Origin of the sequence: Ehrlichia ruminantium, from assembly GCF_009728835.1 — a bacterium.
Taxonomy (GTDB): Bacteria; Pseudomonadota; Alphaproteobacteria; order Rickettsiales; family Anaplasmataceae; genus Ehrlichia; species Ehrlichia ruminantium_B.
Genome location: NZ_CP033455.1, coordinates 657,615 through 679,962 on the forward strand (window position 1 = coordinate 657,615; position 22,348 = coordinate 679,962).

Here is a 22,348-nt window from a genome sequence, read left to right on the forward strand (position 1 = left end):
ATACTTAAGTTACCGGTTTCTGCTTTGTTCATGATGGTTATTATTAGATAACATATTAGACAAATATTGTGGTTTATATTGTGTTTGAGAATTTTCTTTATGTTCAATGCTATCTTGAGTTATTGCTACACTCAATATCAATTTAATTTGATTTACAACCATTTTTAGTAATGCTGTTATCATGTTTGATGAATTATTTCCTTTTATGGGTCTACCGAATTTTTTTGCATCTTTATTATTTGATTTTATGGTTTCTCCTGCTCTTTGTATAGGATCCATCTTATGTGCAATTACTGATTTTAAAATGTTAAGTTGTAACTTTATATTGTCTTTGATTTTTTTTAAGTTAGCATCAGCAACGTTAGATTCTGGTTCTTTATCTGATTTGTTTGCATTATGAGATTTATGATTATTACTTTTGTCATTTGGTTCTTCATGTTTTATATCGGAAATATTGTCTAATAATGATCTATCTCTCGTGAGTTCAATTAATGTAGAGATTTCTTGCTGTATTTTACAAAGCTTTTTATGATCGTTGCAGTTATCTATCATTTTGTATATTAATTTTTCTTGTTCATGTATCATGATTATTAAAATATATTAAATTAACTTAAAATCTTTAGAATAGTAAATGATTTGTATTAATAATTATTAAAAAGTACTTTTTCAGTACTAATTAGTGTTGTGTTAAAATTGTCAAAATTATTTGGTTCATAGTATCTTTCGTATGTTTCTATGATACATTTTGTTGATATTATTTCTTTTTTATTGATAGTTATTTTGAATTCTGCAATTTCATTCTTAAAGGAAAATATTTGTAGTAGCTTATCTGCATATGAATAATCTATAATTCCTGAAATTTTAAAAATGATATATTTGTTTCCTGAATTGCATAGGACGTTTTTCCATCCCGATGAGGAGATATTTTTTGTATATTCATTTTTGTTATGTAAGCCCATTTTTAAATTTTTTATATTATTAAGAGGGATGAATTTATTGTTAGGGTCTTTAATTTGCAATAGTATTGACATGGTTTTCTTTCGCTAAAACAGTAAAAATTAAGAGTGCATGAATAGATTCTTTGTTCTGGTTTATATTGGAACTATATTCTGGAATAATTTTATATTCAAACTTAGGTGAATTGACTTGATAATTTACTAATTTGTTAATAATAATACTTGATACTTCATATAGTGTATCGAGGTGATTGCTATAAACGTTGCATAGTATTTGTACTTTCAATATGTTTTTATTGAATGTAGTTAATGTTTTCAAATTATTTATTTGTACATTTACATATGGCAATGATACTTTATTAGGTGTAATGTCATATATATTAGTTATAATTTTACTTAGATCTCTGTGTGATTTTAGTAACTTCAGGACAGAATTGTAAATTATTTGTGTTGAATCTATCATAGCACCAATTTTAATTCACGAAATGGGGAATATATGTCTTTTATGAATGTTAAAAGATTAGTATTTTCTGATTCTCTATTTTTATATGCCACAGCTACATGATGCAATATGCCATGTTTAATCTGTGCAGGTATTAATGATGTATCTGTATATCCTGCTTCGTAGAGAATTTCTATTCTATTAACATTAGCTTGAGTATGAAATAGAATGTGTGATAGTGCTGTATCTACATAGTATTGTTTTTTATCTATCAATTCTTCAGATCCGTTGGTATGTATTATTTTGACATAGTTGACTTTAATTATTGGATTGAATGGTAATTGTATTTTTCTGGGGATATGTCCGTTGCAAGAAATCTGCCATATTTGTCTCATTAATGATTTTTCAATATACCATTGTGCATATTCAGATGCTATAGCAATTAAATTATTAATTAGTTTATCATCTGCATTATTATTTATGCGTAAAAATGATTTTGCTTCTGATAGCGTAATAGGTGAAGACATAGGTGTAGATTTACGTGTAATGCACAATATAGAACTTTCTAGCATATAAAACTCCACGATTGTTATGGTGTATATGTGTTTTGATAATTTTTTTAATTATAGGATAAAGCTTTCTATTATGTTTGAGGAAATTTTATTAAATATTTTAATAATTAGATCTTTATCATTCTTATTTAGTGTTTGTAGACTGTTAGAATTAAGCAATTGATTTACAAGATATTTATTAAGTTCTTGTACATTATGTGAATATACTTTTTTGATTAGTGATACTAGTTCTTCTTCTAAAGTCTGTTGAAAATATGTCAGGAAGTTAGATGTTATGTTTTCCATTTTATTTTCAAATTTTGTTTGGTATTTTGTGATCATCTCATCAAGTGTTTGATTAAATTCAGTTAGATTTTTTTGTTGTATAAAATCTGGTTTGTTGTGATTAAAGGTAGTTGTCATATAATAAATAATAATTGGTATTTGGTACATTATATATTCCTAATTTGGCATTAAGGAAGCAGTTTATTGATATTATACTTGTTTGAATATTTAGAAGATCTATCAAGGATATTACACAATATAAGTAGAATTTTGTTGAAATTTGTTCAGCAAATTTTATAATGAATTTTGTATTTATGGTTTTTGATTATTGTAAATTTTTTTAATCTGTAATGCATTAGTATGGAGAGATGGCCGAGAGGCTGAAGGCGACGGTTTGCTAAACCGTTATACGACTTAAATCGTATCGGGGGTTCGAATCCCTCTCTCTCCGCCATGTTGTTGTTTATTGTTAGAAAATATTAATTAGTAGGGAAAAAATGAAGGTTATTGGGTCGTTGAAATCTGCAAAAGTAAGAGATAAGGGTTGTAGGGTTGTACGTAGGAAAGGACGTATTTATGTTATAAATAAGAAAAATCCAAGATTTAAAGCTAGACAAGGGTATTAGCAGTATAATAAGGATAGTATTAAGTTATACTAAATATGTAGGTATAATATTTGTGTAATTTCTTATGTATCAATAGGTAGCTATATTTAGTTGTATATAATCAGTATCTATTATATTAGTTTAGGTTTTTTATATCTGCCAGACTATATAGGATTATTAGGTTTATTGTAATGTAAAGTTATTTAATGTTATGTACGTAACCGTTATGTGATTTGTTATTTTATACTCAATTATAATAATGCTGTTGTTTTTTACTTTAATAAATGTAAGTTATATTTACTAATTCTCATTAATTTTATGTAGTAAGTAATATCTAAAGTTCTTTCATAAATTTCCTGATGTATTATTGTATACTAATTATATATTTTTAATGATGGTATAAAATTTTGTCATTATGAAAGGAATAGCAATGTGAAGTTTAATATGTTTTATAATAATTGATTTCTATGTAAGGAAAAAATTATAAAGATATAAGTTATTTTTTATATGATTTAGTATCAGAGACTTTTAATTAAGAATAAAGTTATTGTTCCAAATTTATTAATTTAGTGGTTATTGTTAAGTAGTGAAAAATTTATTTATTGATTTATTAAATGGTAGTTAAGAGTTGGTATTAGGATTTTTGGGTAGTAAAGTGTGATTAATAGCACGAACATAAGGGCTAATAAGTAAAGAATAGCTGTAATCATATATATAAATAGGTTAAATATTGTGCAACCCAAGTTCTTCTTTTTTAGAGATAACAAAGTTCTTTACTTTTAAGAAAGCATGTGTTTCTATTTGTCTAATACGTTCCTTTGAAATATTGTACTTTTTACTTAATATCTCTAGAGTGTCTGGTTCTTCTATTAGTTTTCTTCTAATAAATATATCACGATGTCTTTCATTTAAAGTTGCTAATGCTTGTGTAATCAAAGATTTTTTTATGTCTGTTTCTTCATTTAATAGGTATGCATCTTCCTGATTGAGATCTTCACATTTTATCATATCTTGTAATTGTGTACCGTTCTGATTGCCGTTAGAGAATACTATATCGTTTAATGATTTGTCCCGGTAAGTAAAGAATTTATTCATCTGTTCAACCTCTTGTTCAGAAGTTGAACATTCATTTGCTATGATTTTAATATCTTCTTTAGTAATGTTATTGTGATATTTAAAGAGCTTTTTTTTGATTTTTCTTAAACTAAAAAATAGCTTTCTTTGTGCTTGTGTGGTGCCAATTTTTATACATGACCATGATTTGAGAATATAATCTTTGATTGAAGCTTTGATCCACCATATTGCATATGTAGAAAGCCTGAAACCTAAATTAGGGTTAAACTTTTTTACAGCTTGCATTAAGCCTATATTACCTTCCATAATGAGCTCTATAAGTGGTAGTCCATAGTTTTTAAAACTTAATGCAACTTTTACTACCAGTCTTAAATGACTTGTAACTAATTTGTGTGCATCAGCAATTACACCATGTTCATACCAATTTTTTGCTAACTTTTCTTCTTCTTCTAGAGATAAAATCTGAAAAGACTGTACCTCATTAATATAAGACATTAGATTGTCCTGATTTAGAGATAATATAGAACTTGTTAACATAATTAGATAATATAACCTTTATATAGTGCCGCTATTATTATAAGTAATATAAATGATGTATAGTAAATTTTCAAGGTTTTGATATATTAATTTAATATATAATTTTTTAAGATACTCGTTATGAATATAGTAATTACAACAAGAGGTTTTGATATTACTGATAATATTAGATCTTATATAGAAAAAGGTATTGATGACCATATAGTAAAATTTTTTTTTGGTGATACAACAGTTACTATAAAAGTTATCTTATCCAAAGACGCAAATCTATTTAATGCCAATATTTCTATTAGTGATGTTAAGGGAGAGTTTATTAGAATTTCTAAAACTGCAGATACAGCATATCATGCAATAGATAATGTGATTAATTACTTGTCTAATAAGCTAAAACAGCATAAGAGTGAAAAAATTAATAAATACCGTCACAATAAGCACTCTATTAAATCACAGATGAAATGTTTTGGATATGTAGTGAATAAAAATGAGATAGAAAACTATGACATAGATAATGATACTCATAATAGTACAGGATTAGTGATAGAAGAAGATGTAATTGTAAAAACTATGACTATTGGTGATGCAATTATGGAAATGGAATTGTTATCTTTGCCAGCTCTTTTGTTTATTAATGTAAAGAATAATAGAGTAAATATGGTTTATACTAGAAATGATGGTAATATAGTATGGGTAGATCCATTAAATGTATCATCTGTGCAATAAATATTCTTTATTGAGTGTGTTTATGTGGTTGATGTGTATGTCTATATATTAATTATAGAATGATTTAGTTGTAATTAATTAATATATTAGTTAATATTATAATAATTTATTTAATTTAGTATAGTAAATCATAATATGCAAAGTAGTTAAAAACAAATCTAGGTTAATAACAATGGGAATAGAAGATCTACATCAGGCTATAAAGGCAGAGGATATATCTGAAGTAAAGAAGATATTCAAGTCATCTAATAAAGCGGAAAAAGCTCGACTTGTGTGTTCTGAAACAGAAAATGGACAAGGTATATTACAGTATGTAATTAGTGAATACCTTGCTACACGTAAAATAGAGTACGCTGACATTTTTCAAGAGATCTTTAAACATTGTGATAATAACTTATTAAATAAGAGGGATAGTAATGGAGAATATCCATTATTGAGAGCTGCACGTGCTGGGTCACTATTTTTACATCTATTCGATAGTAGCAAAAAGAAAATTGACTGGAACGTTTGTGACCGTGAAGGAAATGGTGTACTGCTTAATGGTATAAGTTCTGGAGATACTGGATGTATAAACATCATAATGCATAGAAAGGATGCGCATTCTCAGTTATCTCGCGTGAATAATAATGGTGATAATGTACTGCATACTGTTATTAATCAATGTATCGCATCAGGGTCTCATATAGGGAGATATGATACTATACTTGGTAAACTTTCTAGGTTAGTGGTTGAACATAAAAAATCAGCATTAGGTCAACAGTTTGCCCTTGGTAGGTTACTTAATTTACCAAATAAAAGTGGTAATACACCGGCACATCTTTTAGTAAAGAGTCCTCAAGTGTTTCTAGATCCAGATTATCCACATACTGAATCTTTAATTGAGAATATTGATGTTGGAAAGCTTGATTCACAGGGTAATAGTGTACTTGATTTAGCAGTACAAAATAATACTGCTGGTGAAATCATAAGAATGATTTTGACTAATGAAGATCAATATCAAATGAAAGAGCTAAAGAAGACTCTCCTTAAACATGTAACTGAGCAGAATTATGGCACAATATTAACTGGTTATAGAAGAGAAAAGCTTACTGAAATATTAAGAGATGTTGATTTAAAAGATCCAGAATTATCACGTGTTTTAGTTGATAGGTTTAAACATGTTAAGACACGTGACGAAGTTGACAATTTTAATAATGTAGTTATAGATAATAATATTTTTACTGAGCAAGATGCTTGTTGTTGTGCAATAGAATCTGAGAACCCAGTAGCTTGTAGATATTATGAGCATTATGAACCATACATGAATAATAGCAAGTGCCAAAAAGCAGTATCTAAAGTGCAAGGTGATGAATTAATACGATTAATAGTTTCTAGAAATCCTTATAATATTGTTGGCTTCAGTGAAAAGCATCTATCACCTAAATTGATACTTGCAGTATTAGACGGAGATGATGTTAATGCTGCTGTTGCGATGGTAAAAAGATTGTCTCAATCCTCAAGATTGCTTGAAAGCTTTATTAAGAATACATCAGATGCACAGCTTGTTTCCTGTATGTTAAAAATAGGTGTTGAAGGATCATTAAGACGCCAAGTTTGTTCTATGGAAATTAATGATGCAGACTTTGAAGTTATTGCACAGGATATGAATAAAGTTTGTCAAGCATCGGAAGATCGTATTTTTAGTCTTGCTCAGAAAGGTGATATAGAAAATCTTGTTAAGTGGATTAAGTGTGACATTGATCTCATATATAAAGAAAAGGATGGTAAAAGTTTATTAGAGATTGCATCGGATAATGGGCATAGAGATTTGGTGAGAGCTCTGATATCATTGCACAATGAAAATATAGTTTCTGCTATTGGGTATTTAGGGCATGATGCTATTGCACATGTTAAGATCGCTAATTCTTTTAATCACATTTCGAAAATTCCTTCTCAAGAAGCTTTTGAGGTGATTCAAAACAATAAAGATTTGATTGATCCTGATATTATAAGAACTATATTCAATAACGCTATTATAGCTGGTGGATCTGATGAACTTATACAATTCTGTTATGAGAATTATTATGAGAATATAAAAGATATTAGATATATGAAACCTCAAGTAAGTGAAGAACATGATGGTAAAGAAACTGGTAAACCTATGCCTTCAAGTGGTATAGCTAGTGGAGAGAAAGAAGGAAAAAGTAGTACAGATATATTATCACTTAGAGATAAAATTAATCAATATGGTGCTTTGTCAGGATATGTTGATGCCATATTAAGTAGAGATGCTGACAGATTTAAACAAGAAGTTATAGATAAATTAAATGATAATCCAAAAGACTACATTACAAAGAGTCAGGGGAGTGAAGGACATACAATATTTTCGTTAGTTGCTTCTTTTGGAAGTACTGAACAATGGATTAAATTATCTGATGCTTATAAATCTGTTGCACTAACTAAGAAAACTAGATCTATTTTTCCAAAAGATCCATTGAATGGTAATAAAACATCTAGTTTAGGTAGTCCACTTCAATGTGCTATTATAGCTGATAATATTCCTGTTGCGGAATTTTTTTTACAAAAGATTAATAGTGATGAATTATCGGCAGGATACGGTAAATACAATGAAAATGTTATTCATACTGCAGTAAGGCATGGGAAATTAGATATACTGCGTAAAATTATTAGTGATGATAAGTTTCCAAAAGCATCGTTGGTAAAAGCTTTTCTGCATCCTAATAAGGATGGAATAACTCCTTTTACTATGGCATTTCAAGAAGGCTATGGTCGATTATGTCGAGAATTTATTAAAGTGATCAAAGAGTCACAAGATAGTAGTGTATATAGGCAAGTGCTTCTTGATGAGAATTTACTTAAGTTGGTTATTGATTATGGTGATACTAATTTATTTAACGATATAATTGACATCCAACGTCATGTCAATACATCAAAAACTAGGTCAACAATACATTTGGTCAATCATAATATTGGTAGAGATAATTTATTATCTTATACGTGTAAGAATGCAGAAATAAAACTGTTAGAGGTATTGATTAAGTGTTGTGAAATTGAAGATATATTTCATGCATTAGAAGGTGTAATTCGGGAAAGTTCCAATATTAATCCTGAAGCATTAGATACGTTGTTTGCTCATTTAGTAAAGTGTTCTTCTGAAGAAAGGGTAGCTTCTGCAATTATACCACTTGTTGTCAAATATGATAAACCTGAAGTGTTAGAACGTGTAGCAAATGCAATTAATATTAATGATCCTAGGTTCAATGTTTGTAATCTTATTGTGCAGAATAAGCCAGGTGTATTGAGTTATATATTAAATGCAAGGTCTGGGGGTCTTGATGTAACTACTAGTAGTGGTGGAATGAATGATTTAGCATTTGCTATGTGTTCTCCTAATATGTCACGTGTATGTTGTGATTATTTACAATCTCATCCTGATGTTGAATTAAGAAATGGAGCATTATTTTATGCAGCGATATTATCGAATAATATTGAATTAGTAGATTTATTAATAAAAAAAGATCCTTCTTTAGCGATGAAAGAATGTGATACTTCATCAAAGCAGAATAAGGAAGTCCTTTCTAAATTAAAAAGTGAATATAAGTGTAAGTTTACAGATGGAGAATTACCTTATGCTTTTGCGGAGAGGACGCCAAGCGTTAGTCTTCAGATGAAGAGTTATTTAAAAGATGCTTTCTTGAAAAGATGTGAGCAAAATGCTGTTACAGCATCAGATTTTTTAGTGAATAATAATTTAATTAAAACACTTGCATCATGTTCAAATCCTGCTAAGTATCCTGATTTATGTAAAAAAATTGTTCAATGTGTTGACGTTGGTGACTTTTTAAGTAGGAGTTATACTAGTGGTGATAATGTCTTTCATTTAGCAGATGGCAAAAACGTTGATTTCTTATCTAAACTAGCTGCTAAGTGTAGAGTTTTTGTCAAGGATAGTGGAAATCCAAAACATAAATCTATGTTTAAGAGTATGGTTAACAAGACCAGACCTTCAGATGGGTTATCTTTTTTCCATTTTCTTGCAGCTAATTCTTTTTTCGAAGATTATAAATCCCTTTGTTTATCGCAAGGAGATGTTAAGCAATTGACATCAGATGGGGCAAATATGTCTCATATTTGTGCTAGAAGTGGGATGAAAGATGAAAGTGGTAGGTTTGAGTTTGAGAATTTAATAGATAATGAGCGTGATTTAAGAGGAGCTGTAGATCGTCGAGGAAATGGATTATTAGCTTATGCTGCTAGTGGATCAAATGAAGATTTAGCTCTTGAAGCTGTTACAAAAATTATATCATCACCAGGTTTAGATCCTAACCTGAACAAGATGTTTAAATATACACAGCGTAAGTATATTCAAAAATGTTTAAATGCTGCTTTTGATAGTGGAAATATTAAAGTATATAAGAGTATTTGTGAGAAATTTGGTATAAAAGGTCTTGTTCCTAGTCTACATGACATGCATAGGGGATTGCTAACTAAAATAAGTAGTACTACTGATCCTGTTAAAGCAGCAAAATTATTATCTGATGAATATGATAGATATGTTGAGTCTGGTAAATCACCTGCTGAATTATCAGGGCAGCAACAAGATAATGAGACTTTGCAAGATAGAATATTTGTTAATCCTAGTAAAAAAGTAATATTGGATTCTTCTTATAAGTTAGCAGATTTATTAGATACTGATGCAGGATATGAGAAATGTTTATCGGAAATAAATCGAGCTTCTTCTGGTGCATTACAAATTAGAATATCTGGTGGACAATCTGTTGCCGAGAAGGCTATTTCTTCTGGTAATGCTGCCTTTGTAAAAGCTTTAGCAGCAAGTAATGTGACATTAAATCCTAATATTACTGATGATAATGGAAATACTTTACTTCATCGTTTAATACTTGCCTGTAATGAACATCCTCAACTTTTACAGGATATTGTTATGATAGGTAATGAGTTAGCATATAGACATGGTTTTTCTGTTAATCAGAAGAATATTGATGGTGAAACACCAATTAGTTTATTGGAATCATTAAAGGAAAAATTAGAAAAAGAAGGTAGTGAGAACCTATATTTGATTCAAGAACTTTTAACTATTTTACCTGTAAGATCAGGGCAAGAAAGTAGTGAAGTACAAAAACTTAATAGTGCGTCTGAGATATATAATATTACTGGTTCATCTAGGAAGCTGAGTCTAGAAATGACACACTCTGACTTCCTATCAAAACAGTTTAATCAAGTATTATATGGTGCATGTGCTGCCATTTTGAGTGATGATTCTATCAAACATCCAAGTGCTGGTAATCGTAATGCTGAAAAATTAAAAAAGTTATTGGTAGATTCCGATATCAGGAAAACATTAACTAATACAGACAGTCAGGGTAATAATATATTACAGGCAATATTTGAAAATGTTGCTACTGGAAAACTCAATTCTGATGAGGTAGGATTATTACAACTTGTTAACATAATTTTATCTAGTATAAAAGATGGTAAAGATCGAGATTTATTAGATGACTTGTTACTTAATCACAGAAATTCAAGAGGTGAAAACGCTATTGAGAGTTTAGCAAAAATTCCTCCTGCTTATCCTGTATTTAAAAGACTCGAAGAGTTACTCGGTAAAGAAAAAATCTCAAATCGTAGTGATTTCAATACTGTCTTAGTAAATTCTGCAGCATCTGGTAATGTTCAATTATATGATTATATTTGTACTAAATATGCAGTTGATACGTTACGCAATGTAGATATACATGGTGAATCATCTCTACACAAAGCTGTTGTTAATGGTTCTGTGGAGATGGTGAAAAGAGTATTGGCTACTGGAAGTGATATTAATAGGAAAAATCGTGAAGGTAATACACCGTTGCATTCTCTATTACTTCATATTTCTAATGCTCCAGATCATATGGTTAAGCCTGAACATATTCAACTTGTAAGATTCTTAATATCTCGTGGTGCTTCACTTAGTGAGAAAAATATTTCAGGAGTTTCTCCAAGTAACATTGCTCCATCTATTGTAAGCAGATCAGAATCAGAAAGTAAATTACCAGAAGATACATGTAATGTTTTACAACACATGAGGGATGGTAGGAATGATTATCTGGATCTTAATAAAGAATGTGATGTATTAAAAAATCATGTAAAATGGTATGGAATAGCTCCAGAATTTAGTGTGTTAGGTGGAATCATATCTGCTAAGGTTGATGATGGGAAAATACGCTCTTCTGACTTATTAAAGAGTGAGTTCTGCAAAAAGTATTCTCTAGCAACAGTAAAGTTTAATTTATCTGATGTAGATAAAGGATATATACAAAATGTTGGTGATAAGAGAAATTATATTGTTGAAGAAGGTTCTATAAAGCTTAAGCTGTCTTGGAAACCTACTGGTAAGAATGCTAAGAAGCAAACAGTTACTGTTATTATAAATTCTGATGGAAGAGTATCATTGCAAGCTAGTGATATTGAAAAATGTGGTGAGCATGGTGAAAAACTTGATTTTGATAATTGTAAAGTTTATGTAGGTGGCTTGTGTTTAAAAGATGCTTTAGCAAATGGTAGATGGAGAGATAAAAAAGCTGTTTCAAGTAGCAAAGAGCATACTTCACAAGATAAGTCCCCAGAACAGGCTAAAGGTCCTGATCTTGATGATCCTGATCTTGGTTCTGAAGTAGCAGAATCTTATAGTGAGGATAAGAAATTGGATCCTAGGTCTGGATTAGATCCTAGTGTGGACTCCGGGCCTAGATTCGATCCTAGTGTAGGTCTTGGATCTAAATTAGATTCTAGTTTAGACTCTAGGTCTAGATTGGATCCTAGTGTAGGTCTTGGATCTAAATTAGATCCTAGTTTAGACTCTGGGTCTAGATTAGATCCTAGTTTAGACTTTGGGTCTAAATTGGATCCTAGTGTGGGTCTTGGATCTAAATTAGATTCTAGTTTAGACCCTAGATCTAAAGATAGTAAATTAGGATTGAGTGGCGATTATTCTGGTATCCCTCAGGATCCAAGTTCTAGAAGGAGACGTTATAATAGTTATTCTTCAGATGTTTCTAGTGAGCTGACTGATTTTATGCAGTTTTCACCTAGTGGAGATACCAGATATCCTGGTTTAGATGATCCTGAATTTTTTGAGTTGCAGAAATTTGGTGCTGTTGGAGGATATGGTAGACCAAAACCTGAATTGTTTGTACAGGATGAGTTTGTAGATGAAGGTCAACCTAGGCGTAGGGATGATGGTGATCTCAGAAAAGCCCAACGTGGTGTTATGCATCAGCAACATAGTGATAAAACACAGGGAAGTTCTGATGGGGTTAAACCTATATGGGATATAGATTTGTCAGGTTTTGCTAAAAGTTTGCGTACTCTTGATGATGTTTTTGGTGAATCTTCTTTTGAAGATATACATGGTACTCCTGGTGATGGTGAAAGTTTACCAGTAGTAAAAACTTCTTCTACAAAACAAATGACAGGAGATCAGTTAAGTGTAGGCGTTACAGCAGTTAGTGATGGTGTACAAACTCCCTCTGATAGTAAACCTAGTCAGGTTGTGATGCAAGCTACTGGAGGTGTAGAAGATAAAGCAATTGGTCATGATGGTATGAGTATTGATGTAGCTTCTGTAGCAAAAACAGGTCCTTTAGTAGAGGATAGTTTAGGTACAACTTCAGATATGCGAACTGGTCAAGGACTTTCTACTTCTGCATTAGCAGATACGGTAGAGGCGTCTTCTACTACAGAAGATATACACTCTGATGGTCAAAATGTTGCTGATAAATCAGGTACTAGTGATGATATACCTAGTCAAGTTGTGATACAAGCTACTGGAGGTGTAGAAGATAAAGCAATTGGTCGTGATGGTATGAGTATTGATGTAGCTTCTGTAGCAAAAACAGGTCCTTTAGTAGAGGATAGTTTAGGTACAACTTCAGATATGCGAACTGATCAAGGACTTTCTATTTCTGCATTAGCAGATACGGTAGAGGCATCTTCTACTACAGAAGATATACACTCTGATGATCAACATGTTACTGGTAAATCAGGTATTAGTGAGGTAAAGAATATGAAAAAAATGCTTTCTCGTGCTTATAGTGAGACAGATATAAAGAATATTGGTATTGAGCGTGCTAGTTCAAGTTTACAGCCTGATCTGAAACCTTCTGAAAAGCAACTTATTGATGGATTGAGTCTAAGTGATGTAAAGGAGGTTAAGAAAAAGAAGCTTTCTCGTGCTCATAGTGAATCGGATGTCAGTAATATAACTATGGATCCTAATATGTTACAAGAAATAAGAAAAAATTTAAAAAGGACAGAATCATCTCATATATTAACTGAGCCAGCACAACAGGATATTTATGAAGAACCTAGAGAAAAAGCAGAAAAAGATGTAGTTCTATTTGTTGGTTTGCAGCCAAAGCATGTAGAAGGTATGAAATCTCATGATACTGCTGATAAAAGTGAAAATATTAGGAAAATAGATTATATGAAAAAGAGATCTAGTAGCTGTAGTGATATATCTAGTGTTGGTATGGACAATGATATACAAAAAGCAAGACGTAATACATTTAGTGGAAGTATTGAGTTGATACCTGCAGATTATAGGAAAGCTCTTTTACATGTCTCTAGAGCTGGGTATGCTGAACAGGTGTGTGAAAGTTTTGAGGATTTGGTTAAGCAAAATGCTAGTGAGAGAGTATCAGAAGGTGTGGCTAGTTTGGATGATGGTATATTGCAAGATGAGCAAGTTTCTACACCTTCTAGTAATGTATATCCTGATCCTGTTAGACAGAAAGTAGAAAAACTTGCTGAAGGTTTACAGGGGGTTGAACCAGCAGATCAAAGTATAACATCTCCTAGTGTTCCTTCTTCTCCTGGTATTAAACAAAAAACTGGATCTTCTAAATCAATGTAGATTTATTGATAAAACTCTTGTTTAATTGATAAAAGTTAATATACTTCTATTGGGTCATGTTATGAGTTATTGCAGTTTATGGCTAATCTTAAAGCTCTCTTTTTAAGGATGAAGAGTGTAAGGTCTATACAAAAGACTACTAAAGTAATGCAGATGATATCAGCTGCAAAATTACGTCAAGCTCAGCAAAGGTTATATCATGCCAAGAGGCATATGTTAGAAATTAAGAAGGTTATTGATATTAATGTAAGTGATGATAAGGTATGTAGTGATTTGCACAATAAAAAAGATATTTTATTAGTGATAATGTCTTCTGATAGGGGACTATGCGGTAGTTTTAATAATATGATAGTTAAATTTGCCAAGTCTTATATTGAAGAATTAGAATCTACTGGTAAAAATGTAAAGTTACTATTTTTTGGTAAAATAGCATATAGTATGATGTATAACCAGTATTCTAGTAAAATATTAAGTGTATTTTCTAATATTCATTCTATCACAGATTTTTTGTCTTTTAAGCTTTTCTTATATAGAATTGGTATTGACTTTGATCAATTTATTAGTGTGATGATGTTGTTTAATAAATTTTATACAACTATTTTACAAAAGCCTGCTGTAGAACAATTTATACCTTATAATATTGATGTTTCTCTATCATTACAAGAGCATTATCAATACGAACCATCGTATTTTAATGTGTTGTCTACAATGAGTTTAGGTTATATATTAAACCTAATGTATATTGCTTTCTTAGAAAACTGTGCTAGTGAACATTCTTCACGTGTTATTGCTATGGAATCAGCAAATAACAATACCAAAGAAATGTTGAATAAATTAGTATTACAGTATAATCGTTCTAGGCAAGCTGCTATTACGACTGATTTGATAGAGGTAATTAGTGGTTTTGAATCATTGGGTAATCAGTAATTATGAAAAATGGTAATAGGCCTTCTGAGCGCGAAGTAGAGGATGCGGTTAGTTTATTAATAAGGTGGATAGGTGATGATATTAACAGACCTGGGCTCAGCAGTACTCCTAGGCGTATATTAAATGCTTATAAAAAATTTTTTATAGGTTATGAAGATATATCTCTAGTTGTGGGTGGTTCAGTCTTACATAATGAGGGTTATGATGGGATTATAACTTTTAAGGATATTAGGTTTATATCATATTGTGAGCATCATATTGTTCCAATGCGTGGAAAGGTAAGTATTGGCTATGTTCCTAATAAGTTTATGTTTACTATTGGTCAAGTTGTAAGGTTAGTGAATTATTTTGCAAAAAGATTACAGATTCAGGAGCGATTAACTATAGACATAGCAAAATGTATAGATAGTTATTTATTTTCTAAAGGGGTAATTGTAGTTATTAATGCAACGCATGAATGTGTACTTTGTCATGAGGAAAACAGCGGCAACTTATTATTACAAACAAGCTATGCTCTTGGAGTTTTTCAAAATAATATGGAACTAAGACAAGAATTTTTGAATAGTATTAATTGATTGTAGGAGAAGAGAATTGGATATTCTAAATATAGCTGATGATGCAGTAAGTAAAATAAAAAGTAGGGGTTATATTGGTGATGTAGTAGTTTATAGTAATAGCAGATTATCTTTATCTCAACGATTACATAAACTTGATGAGGTAGTTCAATCTAAAAATTGTAAAATAGGGATTAGGGTTATTGTAAATAATAATCAATTTGCTTGTGTATCTTCAAATGAATTCAATAATATAACAGAACTTATAGACCGTGCTATTGATATGGCAAAACTGGCACCGGGTGATCCATATATTTCTCTGGCTGATTATGATATTACATGTCAAAGTTCTAACAATTTAATGATATTAGATAAAACTGTTATTACAGTTGATCAGTGTAAAAAGATTGCAGAAGATATGGAAAGTGCAGCATTAAGTTATAGTGATAAAGTTACTAATTCTGAAGGTGCTTCTTTTTCTCATGGAATAACTGATATTGCTTTAGCTATTTCAAATGGTTTCATTGGTTCTTATAGTAAATCTAATTTTACAGCTTCTGTAGCTGTAATTGCTAGTATGAAAGATAATATGGAAGTAGGTTATGACTTTTCTTCTGTGTGTAATTTTAATGATATGAAAAGCCCTATTGAGATAGGAAAAGAGGCTGCATTAAGAGCAGTGAGTAGGTTAAATTCTGGAAAAATACAGACTTCTAAGATGCCAGTGGTAATTGAAAATCGTGTAGCTAGAACGTTGTTAAAGAATTTTGCTGATGCTATAAGAGGTGATAATATAGCTAATGATGCTTCTTTTTTAAGTAATCATATTGGTAAGAATGTATTCTCAAGTAATATTTCTATAATAGATGATCCATTGATGATAGGTGGTATATCTTCTAGACCTTTTGATGGGGAAGGTATTATTGGAAGTAAGAAATTAGTAGTAGAAAATGGTATAATAAATACTTGGATTCTAGACATACGTTCAGCTAAGAAATTAAATATGAGTAGTACTGGAAATGCGATAAGGCATTCTAATGGTTCTATAACTCCTGGAGTAAGCAACTTTTATATACAAAATGGAAATTTATCTGTTAATGAGTTAATGTCAGATATTAAGAGTGGATTATATATTACTGATCTTTTTGGTTTTGGTGTTAATTTAATTACTGGTGATTATAGTCAGGGGGCAGCAGGATTCTTTATTGAAAATGGAACAATATCTTATCCAGTAAATGAGGTAACTATTGCTAGTAAATTACAACACATGTTTAGTAATATGTTAGTTGCGAATGATTTAATGTTTTTTGGTTCTGTAAATTCACCTACTATAAGAATAAATGATGTAACAGTTGCTGGATAAATTCATCGTTTGAGATGGCATTTAGATTTATTTATATAAGTTATATATTGCATAGTGGTAATGTAGCTAATTTTTTAGCTTGTATTTTCAATATCTGCATATTAATTTGTTTTCCTATGCTGTTGTCTTCTGTAATTCAAGTTTTATATTAAGTTAAATATCTTATTTATTATGACATGTTGCAAGAACCAAAAAAATTGATGTTATAATCAATCTTAGAAGTAATTGAACACACTACATAATCTACAGACATTATGTTTTAATAATTCACTTAAGGATCCTGCGTTATTTTTACTAAGAATTTGTCTGGAATGATAATCTTGATATCAATAGTAGAGATTTTAGTTACTAGTTGGGTATGTAATATACATTTAAGCAAGATTACTTATAAAAGACAAGCACAAAAGAGCTAGATAGTACCAGAACATATAAAAAACAAATATGCAGATCTTGTATGTAAAATAATAAAACATTTTACATATTTCTTACACTGTTTCAACCTTATTCTTGACTAAAGTATTAGTACATACATAACTTAAACTTTACTACTTTATAAGTAACAATAATTTTTAGAAGTAATAAGCTTCTTTCTCGTGTATTATACACAACAAAGTTTATAATTTTGTATTTTTTCAATCTTATACCATTCTAATCTTATTCTTGACTAAAGTATTAGTACGTACATAATTTAAATTATATTACTTTATAAGTAACAATAATTTTTAGAAGTAATAAGCTTCTTTCTCACGTATTACACAACAAATTATAGTTTTTATTATTTCAATATATACTTCTTCAATAGTAATACCTTTAAAACATTAATATATTACTTATATAAGACGTTCATGGTACTATTTAATATAATACCCTACTATTATATCTACTTCTAAGACCTCTTCTTTAGCTTCTATTCATCACAAATATACTTTGAGATTTTAAAACCAAAAAGTTATATACCCTACAATAATCCACTAAGTATCAATCTTTTTTTTTTTTTTTTTAATGGAAAGATATCTAATAAGAAAGTTAAACACAGTGAAAATTTAATAAAATTACTTAATATACTTGATTTTGCACCCGATAGTATACATTTCTCATTTACCATATAATAAAACTTAAACTTACCATCATTTATAATATTCTACTATTTTCTTTTTCCCCAATCACTTATATCTGATAGTTTTACTGCTCCTAAAAGACTAGTAGCACCCTCTATACCTTCTTGACCTTCCCATTTTTCCTCATTACAATGTACTTCTTCCTGCACCGCAGAAGAAGATTCCATATATGAAGCAAATAACTCTTCTGTATTCACTTCATTCTCTAAAACTAATGCAGTATTTAGCTCTTCTTTCTTACTTTTTATCCTTGGAAGTTTCTTATAAGAAGTATACCACACAGTACTACTTAATAACCTAGTACTACCCGCAGTATTACTTACATCTTGTTCAGTACTCACATATTTAAACTCAACACATTCTAAATGACTAACTTCTTTTAGGAGAAATGATTCATTATATGATATGTTCATATAATGTTTACCTATACGTACTGGTATTGCTAAGACTATTTCACCACATTCTAGCAAACTAGGCATACAAATTTTACCACCTGAAACACTAGTCCTACCCAAAAACGCATTAAGCATTGCATGCCTTACCATAACATAAATTGAGAAATGCATACTATCGGGTGCAAAATCAAGTATATTAAGTAATTTTATTAAATTTTCACTGTGTTTAACCTTCTTACGAGATACCTTAATCTGTATTTTAAATAAACTATCACCACTTGGACTACATAAATCTTGTTTAATATCTCTACCATTAGAAATCCATACAACCAAACCTCCTTCATCAACAACACCAATACATGAAATATTTGAATAAGAAATGCGTTCCTGTTCCATTAAACAACTACACAGTTCTTCGTTAATCTTTATTTCTTGTCTTATACCTAAATTATATAACATGTTAAATACCGTAAATCATTAGTAATGCAATTATTAATATATCTAATAATAGATTTATGTAAATTTTAAAAGAAATATTTAATAAATATAGAAAGTAACATATGTATATACTACCATTGTAGTACTAATACAGCCAATTTTAAGATAAATAAATCAAATTTTGTGCACCCATAAAACATGTATTTCTAATTCGTTTTATTTCCTATTTCTTTATAAATTAGCCATATTGTGACTTTATGTAATTAACTCTATATTCATTACATGGACTGTTTAATACAATATCTATAATACTCTTTCCTTTATTAATAGTACTCACATTTATAATGACAGTATATGCCATTAAAGATTCTACTGTGATCTCAAAAGAAAATATTGAAACAATAGAATTAATATTTATTGAAAATTTTTGGTTTTATATTAAAATATGGTACATAATACAGTCAGTAAGATAATCTTCTCCACATTAAATATCTTATCTCCATACAGATCATATACCCATATTTATGTACAGTAGATACAACATGTTAGGTCTCATTATATATTTAACTTCATTTCTAATTGGTATTTCTACAAGATTATATATGTTGACTTTTTGTAATTCGAGATTGATCTCACTATTAAGCATTAACTTGGAATATAAAATTTACTAATAGTGATTTTTCTTAACTAGTCAATGAGTTTTTGTACACCAAGTACTCATTAAATATACACAATTTCTTGAGCTAGTTTTATATATTTAATTTTTTATATTATAAATATCCTTTTAGTATTATATTAAAGTAATCATACATCACACAAACAAATTTTTTTAATATATAAGTACAGAGACAATAACATTTAAACTTATCGTACGTACACATTTATGACATACTACTACCGTAAAAGTATCAGGGCAAAATCCTATAAAAAATATTCTTGGTTATGCAACATATTTACATACCTAAATATTAGGTTATATTTCTGATACTAAGTAGCAAATTAACATTCTTTTTATATATTTTTTAATCCAATGATAAGTTGCTATTATAACCAACACAGCGTACATCAGATACATTAAAGGAACTACCTTCTGTCTTTTGCAATTTTTTACCTATAATACTCTCCAACAATTTACCGACAATTAAACGTATATCTAAACCAGATTCCAATATACTCTGTATAGATAACATACTAAGCATGCAACAAGATAACAACAAAATATCAAAAGACATATCATAAAGCATCTTAGCACTATCAGGAATAAATATAGAAGATACAATACAGAAAGATATAGTCAAAAATCCAATTGCAATAGGAACAATACATTTTTTTAACTTTTTCATTAAATCAGAAAATGTAATATTTCCATTTTCTATATATCCTAAAAACCTATACACAAATGGTTCATCTTCTACATCTAATATACTGGCACGACGTGATATACTAGTATAACACAAATACATAAGCATTGCAGATAACAGTAATAAAAAGCTGGCACTTAGAATATTGATAGGAAAACACATATGCAATATAATAGTAATTATGATCCCAATCATTAACATAGAATGATGTATCAGTAGTTTATCTTTCATATCAATACACTATACAATAATAAATTATTAATATAATTTATTATTTCCATATTAAATTATATTAATTCTTATATAACATAAAAAATAAATACCTTCAATATTATTAATAACATAAAAATATGTATTTTTAATTCTTTTAATCTCCTATCTTTTAATAAATTAGCAATATGACTTTATACAATTAAATTTAGGTCCATTAGTATATGTTTAACACAATCTCTATAATGCTCTCTCCTTTGTTAATATTACTACTCTACAGTAATACACGTTCCTAAAAACTTTTTGAGATTCCAAAAGAAAATAAAGTATAAATTAAACTTATAATACTATTCTGTTTATTTTTTGCAGTTATTAACAATACCTTTAATTTTTGTATAATATATTATTATATTAAGCATAGTAAATGTGTATTAAGTAAGGTAATTACCTACTAACATAGAATAAATCTACTGCTGTGTTTAGTGCATTTGGTGGTAACTTGTTTTATCTTTTTATAGTTGCAAGTTTACATAGTAAGTATTTACAGCTGACTATTTTTGGTTTATTCCTTTTTCGAAAAATAAATTAACAATGATTTTTTAATACATCTGTATTTTTATACTCATGTATACCTAATGCATTATTCCCTGTTTGATGAAATATCAAATCCTATTTGTCCATTAAAATAGTTAATGGACAATCCATCATTTTTAATAGAATCATTTTAGATAGTTTATTTCCATTTTCATCACGTATTAATGGAATATGAGCAAATTCAGGTGGCTTCCATCCCAATGCATTACATATTAACAACTGATATGCTGTATTAGTTAAGTGATCTATTCCTCTAATGATATGAGTAATATCCATATCATAGTCATTAACAACGACAGATAAAAGATATGTTGGAGTATTATCAGAACGTAATAAAACCATATCATCCAGTTGTATATTCCTACGGTATCATTCTAGGACAGACAATATTAGAATTACTTGAGTATCCAGCTATGATAATTCCATAAATACCAAAGTAACGAAATTGCTAAAATGTACAATGTAATCAATTATTACTAATACTGTTATTATTAAAATGTCGCATGTAATTGTAAAAATATATAATTATAACACAGTACTAAAAACATGTAAATTACTCCACACACGCTATATAATAAGACTATAAAAATAATAAAGCAGTAAAGATAAGTCTAATATGATGAATATGAAAATTATAAACTGATTCACAACATACTAAATATTTCATCATTTGATGGTAAGCTATGTATGAATACTCACAGCTGCCTAGCAATTGGTTATTGACATGGCATGTGTGTGTTCTTGAGTCAGTAAGATTTTTGTATTTTATTGTAAATGAGTTAAATGTTTCAGTAGAGATTGTATACGATATATAAGTATACATTAATTCCTAGTATTCTTATACTTAATACAAACATACGTTGTTTTCAAATCCTATTTTCAGTTAATAAGGCTATCTGCATAGTAATAAAATAACCGATTTATAGAAAATAATTCTTCAAGGAAAATATATTTAATTTAAAGAGAAGGATTATTTACTTCACATATAGAATCTTCTTCTGCGGTGCAGGAACAAAAGTACATTGTGATAATGATAGATCCTAGTAACCTGAGTAATTTAAAGTATAATTAAAAAGCTATGTCAATCAATGCTACAGTCATAAGTAAAGTAGAAATTTTATCATAAGTTGCATATACATAACTTTTATTACATACTTCATTTACCTTGTGTGACCTTTTTCTAAACTATTATTAGGATTTTTCCTCTAATGTTTGTTAGCATTGTATTAGGTAGAATAATGGTACTTACTTGAATTTAAACTTGAAAATTAATTGAATATAAAACACATCTTCAAGCTTTACCATAT

15 protein-coding genes, 1 tRNA gene and 1 pseudogene are annotated in these 22,348 nt (G+C 29.3%); 8 read left to right on the top strand and 9 right to left on the bottom strand.

The window, feature by feature from the left end; translation table 11 throughout:
- Positions 1-9: 9 nt before the first annotated feature.
- From EDL80_RS02115 to EDL80_RS02135, 5 genes are all read right to left on the bottom strand, one after another.
- Positions 10-552 (bottom strand): hypothetical protein, encoded by a 543-nt coding sequence (locus EDL80_RS02115; RefSeq protein ID WP_230957614.1) that lies wholly within the window; start codon positions 550-552, stop codon positions 10-12.
- Positions 553-641: 89 nt separating this feature from the next.
- Positions 642-1,031: a phage tail tube protein gene (locus tag EDL80_RS02120; RefSeq protein ID WP_158406558.1), complete on the bottom strand. Its 390-nt coding sequence runs from the start codon at positions 1,029-1,031 to the stop codon at positions 642-644.
- Positions 1,009-1,419, bottom strand: coding sequence for a hypothetical protein (locus EDL80_RS02125; RefSeq protein WP_158406559.1), 411 nt, complete (start codon positions 1,417-1,419; stop codon positions 1,009-1,011). Before EDL80_RS02125 ends, EDL80_RS02120 begins: the two co-directional genes overlap by 23 nt.
- Positions 1,416-1,970, bottom strand: coding sequence for a head-tail connector protein (locus EDL80_RS02130; RefSeq protein ID WP_158406560.1), 555 nt, complete (start codon positions 1,968-1,970; stop codon positions 1,416-1,418). Before EDL80_RS02130 ends, EDL80_RS02125 begins: the two co-directional genes overlap by 4 nt.
- A gap of 51 nt (positions 1,971-2,021) precedes the next feature.
- On the bottom strand, positions 2,022-2,372 hold the full coding sequence (locus EDL80_RS02135; protein WP_158406561.1) for a hypothetical protein: 351 nt from the start codon (positions 2,370-2,372) through the stop codon (positions 2,022-2,024).
- Between the two features lie 224 nt (positions 2,373-2,596).
- On the opposite strand from EDL80_RS02135, the gene EDL80_RS02140 reads away from it, so the two are divergent.
- Positions 2,597-2,688: transfer RNA gene (locus tag EDL80_RS02140), tRNA-Ser, on the top strand.
- A 43-nt stretch (positions 2,689-2,731) separates the two neighbouring features.
- Positions 2,732-2,860, top strand: a complete 129-nt coding sequence (gene ykgO, locus EDL80_RS02145) for a type B 50S ribosomal protein L36 (protein WP_158406562.1) — start codon at positions 2,732-2,734, stop codon at positions 2,858-2,860.
- A gap of 702 nt (positions 2,861-3,562) precedes the next feature.
- Here the strand turns inward: ykgO and EDL80_RS02150 are convergent.
- Positions 3,563-4,450 carry an RNA polymerase factor sigma-32 gene (locus EDL80_RS02150; protein WP_158406563.1) on the bottom strand — a complete coding sequence of 296 codons (888 nt, stop codon included), beginning with the start codon at positions 4,448-4,450 and terminating at the stop codon, positions 3,563-3,565.
- Between the two features lie 120 nt (positions 4,451-4,570).
- Between EDL80_RS02150 and hpf the strand changes: the two genes are divergently transcribed.
- The 5 genes from hpf to EDL80_RS02175 all read left to right on the top strand — a co-directional run bounded on the left by hpf (position 4,571) and on the right by EDL80_RS02175 (position 16,925).
- Entirely contained in the window at positions 4,571-5,170 is a 600-nt protein-coding gene (gene hpf / locus EDL80_RS02155; RefSeq protein WP_158406564.1) for a ribosome hibernation-promoting factor, HPF/YfiA family, read from the top strand.
- Between the two features lie 172 nt (positions 5,171-5,342).
- Positions 5,343-14,081 (top strand): ankyrin repeat domain-containing protein, encoded by an 8,739-nt coding sequence (locus EDL80_RS02160; protein WP_158406565.1) that lies wholly within the window; start codon positions 5,343-5,345, stop codon positions 14,079-14,081.
- Between the two features lie 78 nt (positions 14,082-14,159).
- Positions 14,160-15,008, top strand: coding sequence for an ATP synthase F1 subunit gamma (gene atpG / locus EDL80_RS02165; RefSeq protein WP_158406566.1), 849 nt, complete (start codon positions 14,160-14,162; stop codon positions 15,006-15,008).
- Positions 15,009-15,010: 2 nt separating this feature from the next.
- Positions 15,011-15,583 (top strand): GTP cyclohydrolase I, encoded by a 573-nt coding sequence (folE, locus tag EDL80_RS02170; RefSeq protein WP_158406567.1) that lies wholly within the window; start codon positions 15,011-15,013, stop codon positions 15,581-15,583.
- A 16-nt stretch (positions 15,584-15,599) separates the two neighbouring features.
- On the top strand, positions 15,600-16,925 hold the full coding sequence (locus EDL80_RS02175) for a TldD/PmbA family protein (RefSeq protein ID WP_158406568.1): 1,326 nt from the start codon (positions 15,600-15,602) through the stop codon (positions 16,923-16,925).
- A 1,144-nt stretch (positions 16,926-18,069) separates the two neighbouring features.
- On the opposite strand, the gene EDL80_RS02180 is transcribed toward EDL80_RS02175, so the two are convergent.
- The 3 genes and pseudogenes from EDL80_RS02180 to EDL80_RS02190 all read right to left on the bottom strand — a co-directional run.
- Positions 18,070-18,897, bottom strand: coding sequence for a DUF3023 domain-containing protein (locus EDL80_RS02180; RefSeq protein ID WP_158406569.1), 828 nt, complete (start codon positions 18,895-18,897; stop codon positions 18,070-18,072).
- Between the two features lie 1,001 nt (positions 18,898-19,898).
- Positions 19,899-20,468: a hypothetical protein gene (locus EDL80_RS02185; RefSeq protein ID WP_158406570.1), complete on the bottom strand. Its 570-nt coding sequence runs from the start codon at positions 20,466-20,468 to the stop codon at positions 19,899-19,901.
- Between the two features lie 702 nt (positions 20,469-21,170).
- Positions 21,171-21,401: pseudogene (locus tag EDL80_RS02190) on the bottom strand (glutamate--tRNA ligase family protein); the annotation flags it as partial.
- 323 nt (positions 21,402-21,724) lie between these two features.
- Here EDL80_RS02190 and EDL80_RS05105 point away from each other — a divergent pair.
- Complete coding sequence (locus tag EDL80_RS05105; RefSeq protein ID WP_269144129.1) at positions 21,725-21,856, top strand: hypothetical protein; 132 nt, start codon at positions 21,725-21,727, stop codon at positions 21,854-21,856.
- Positions 21,857-22,348 lie beyond the last annotated feature (492 nt).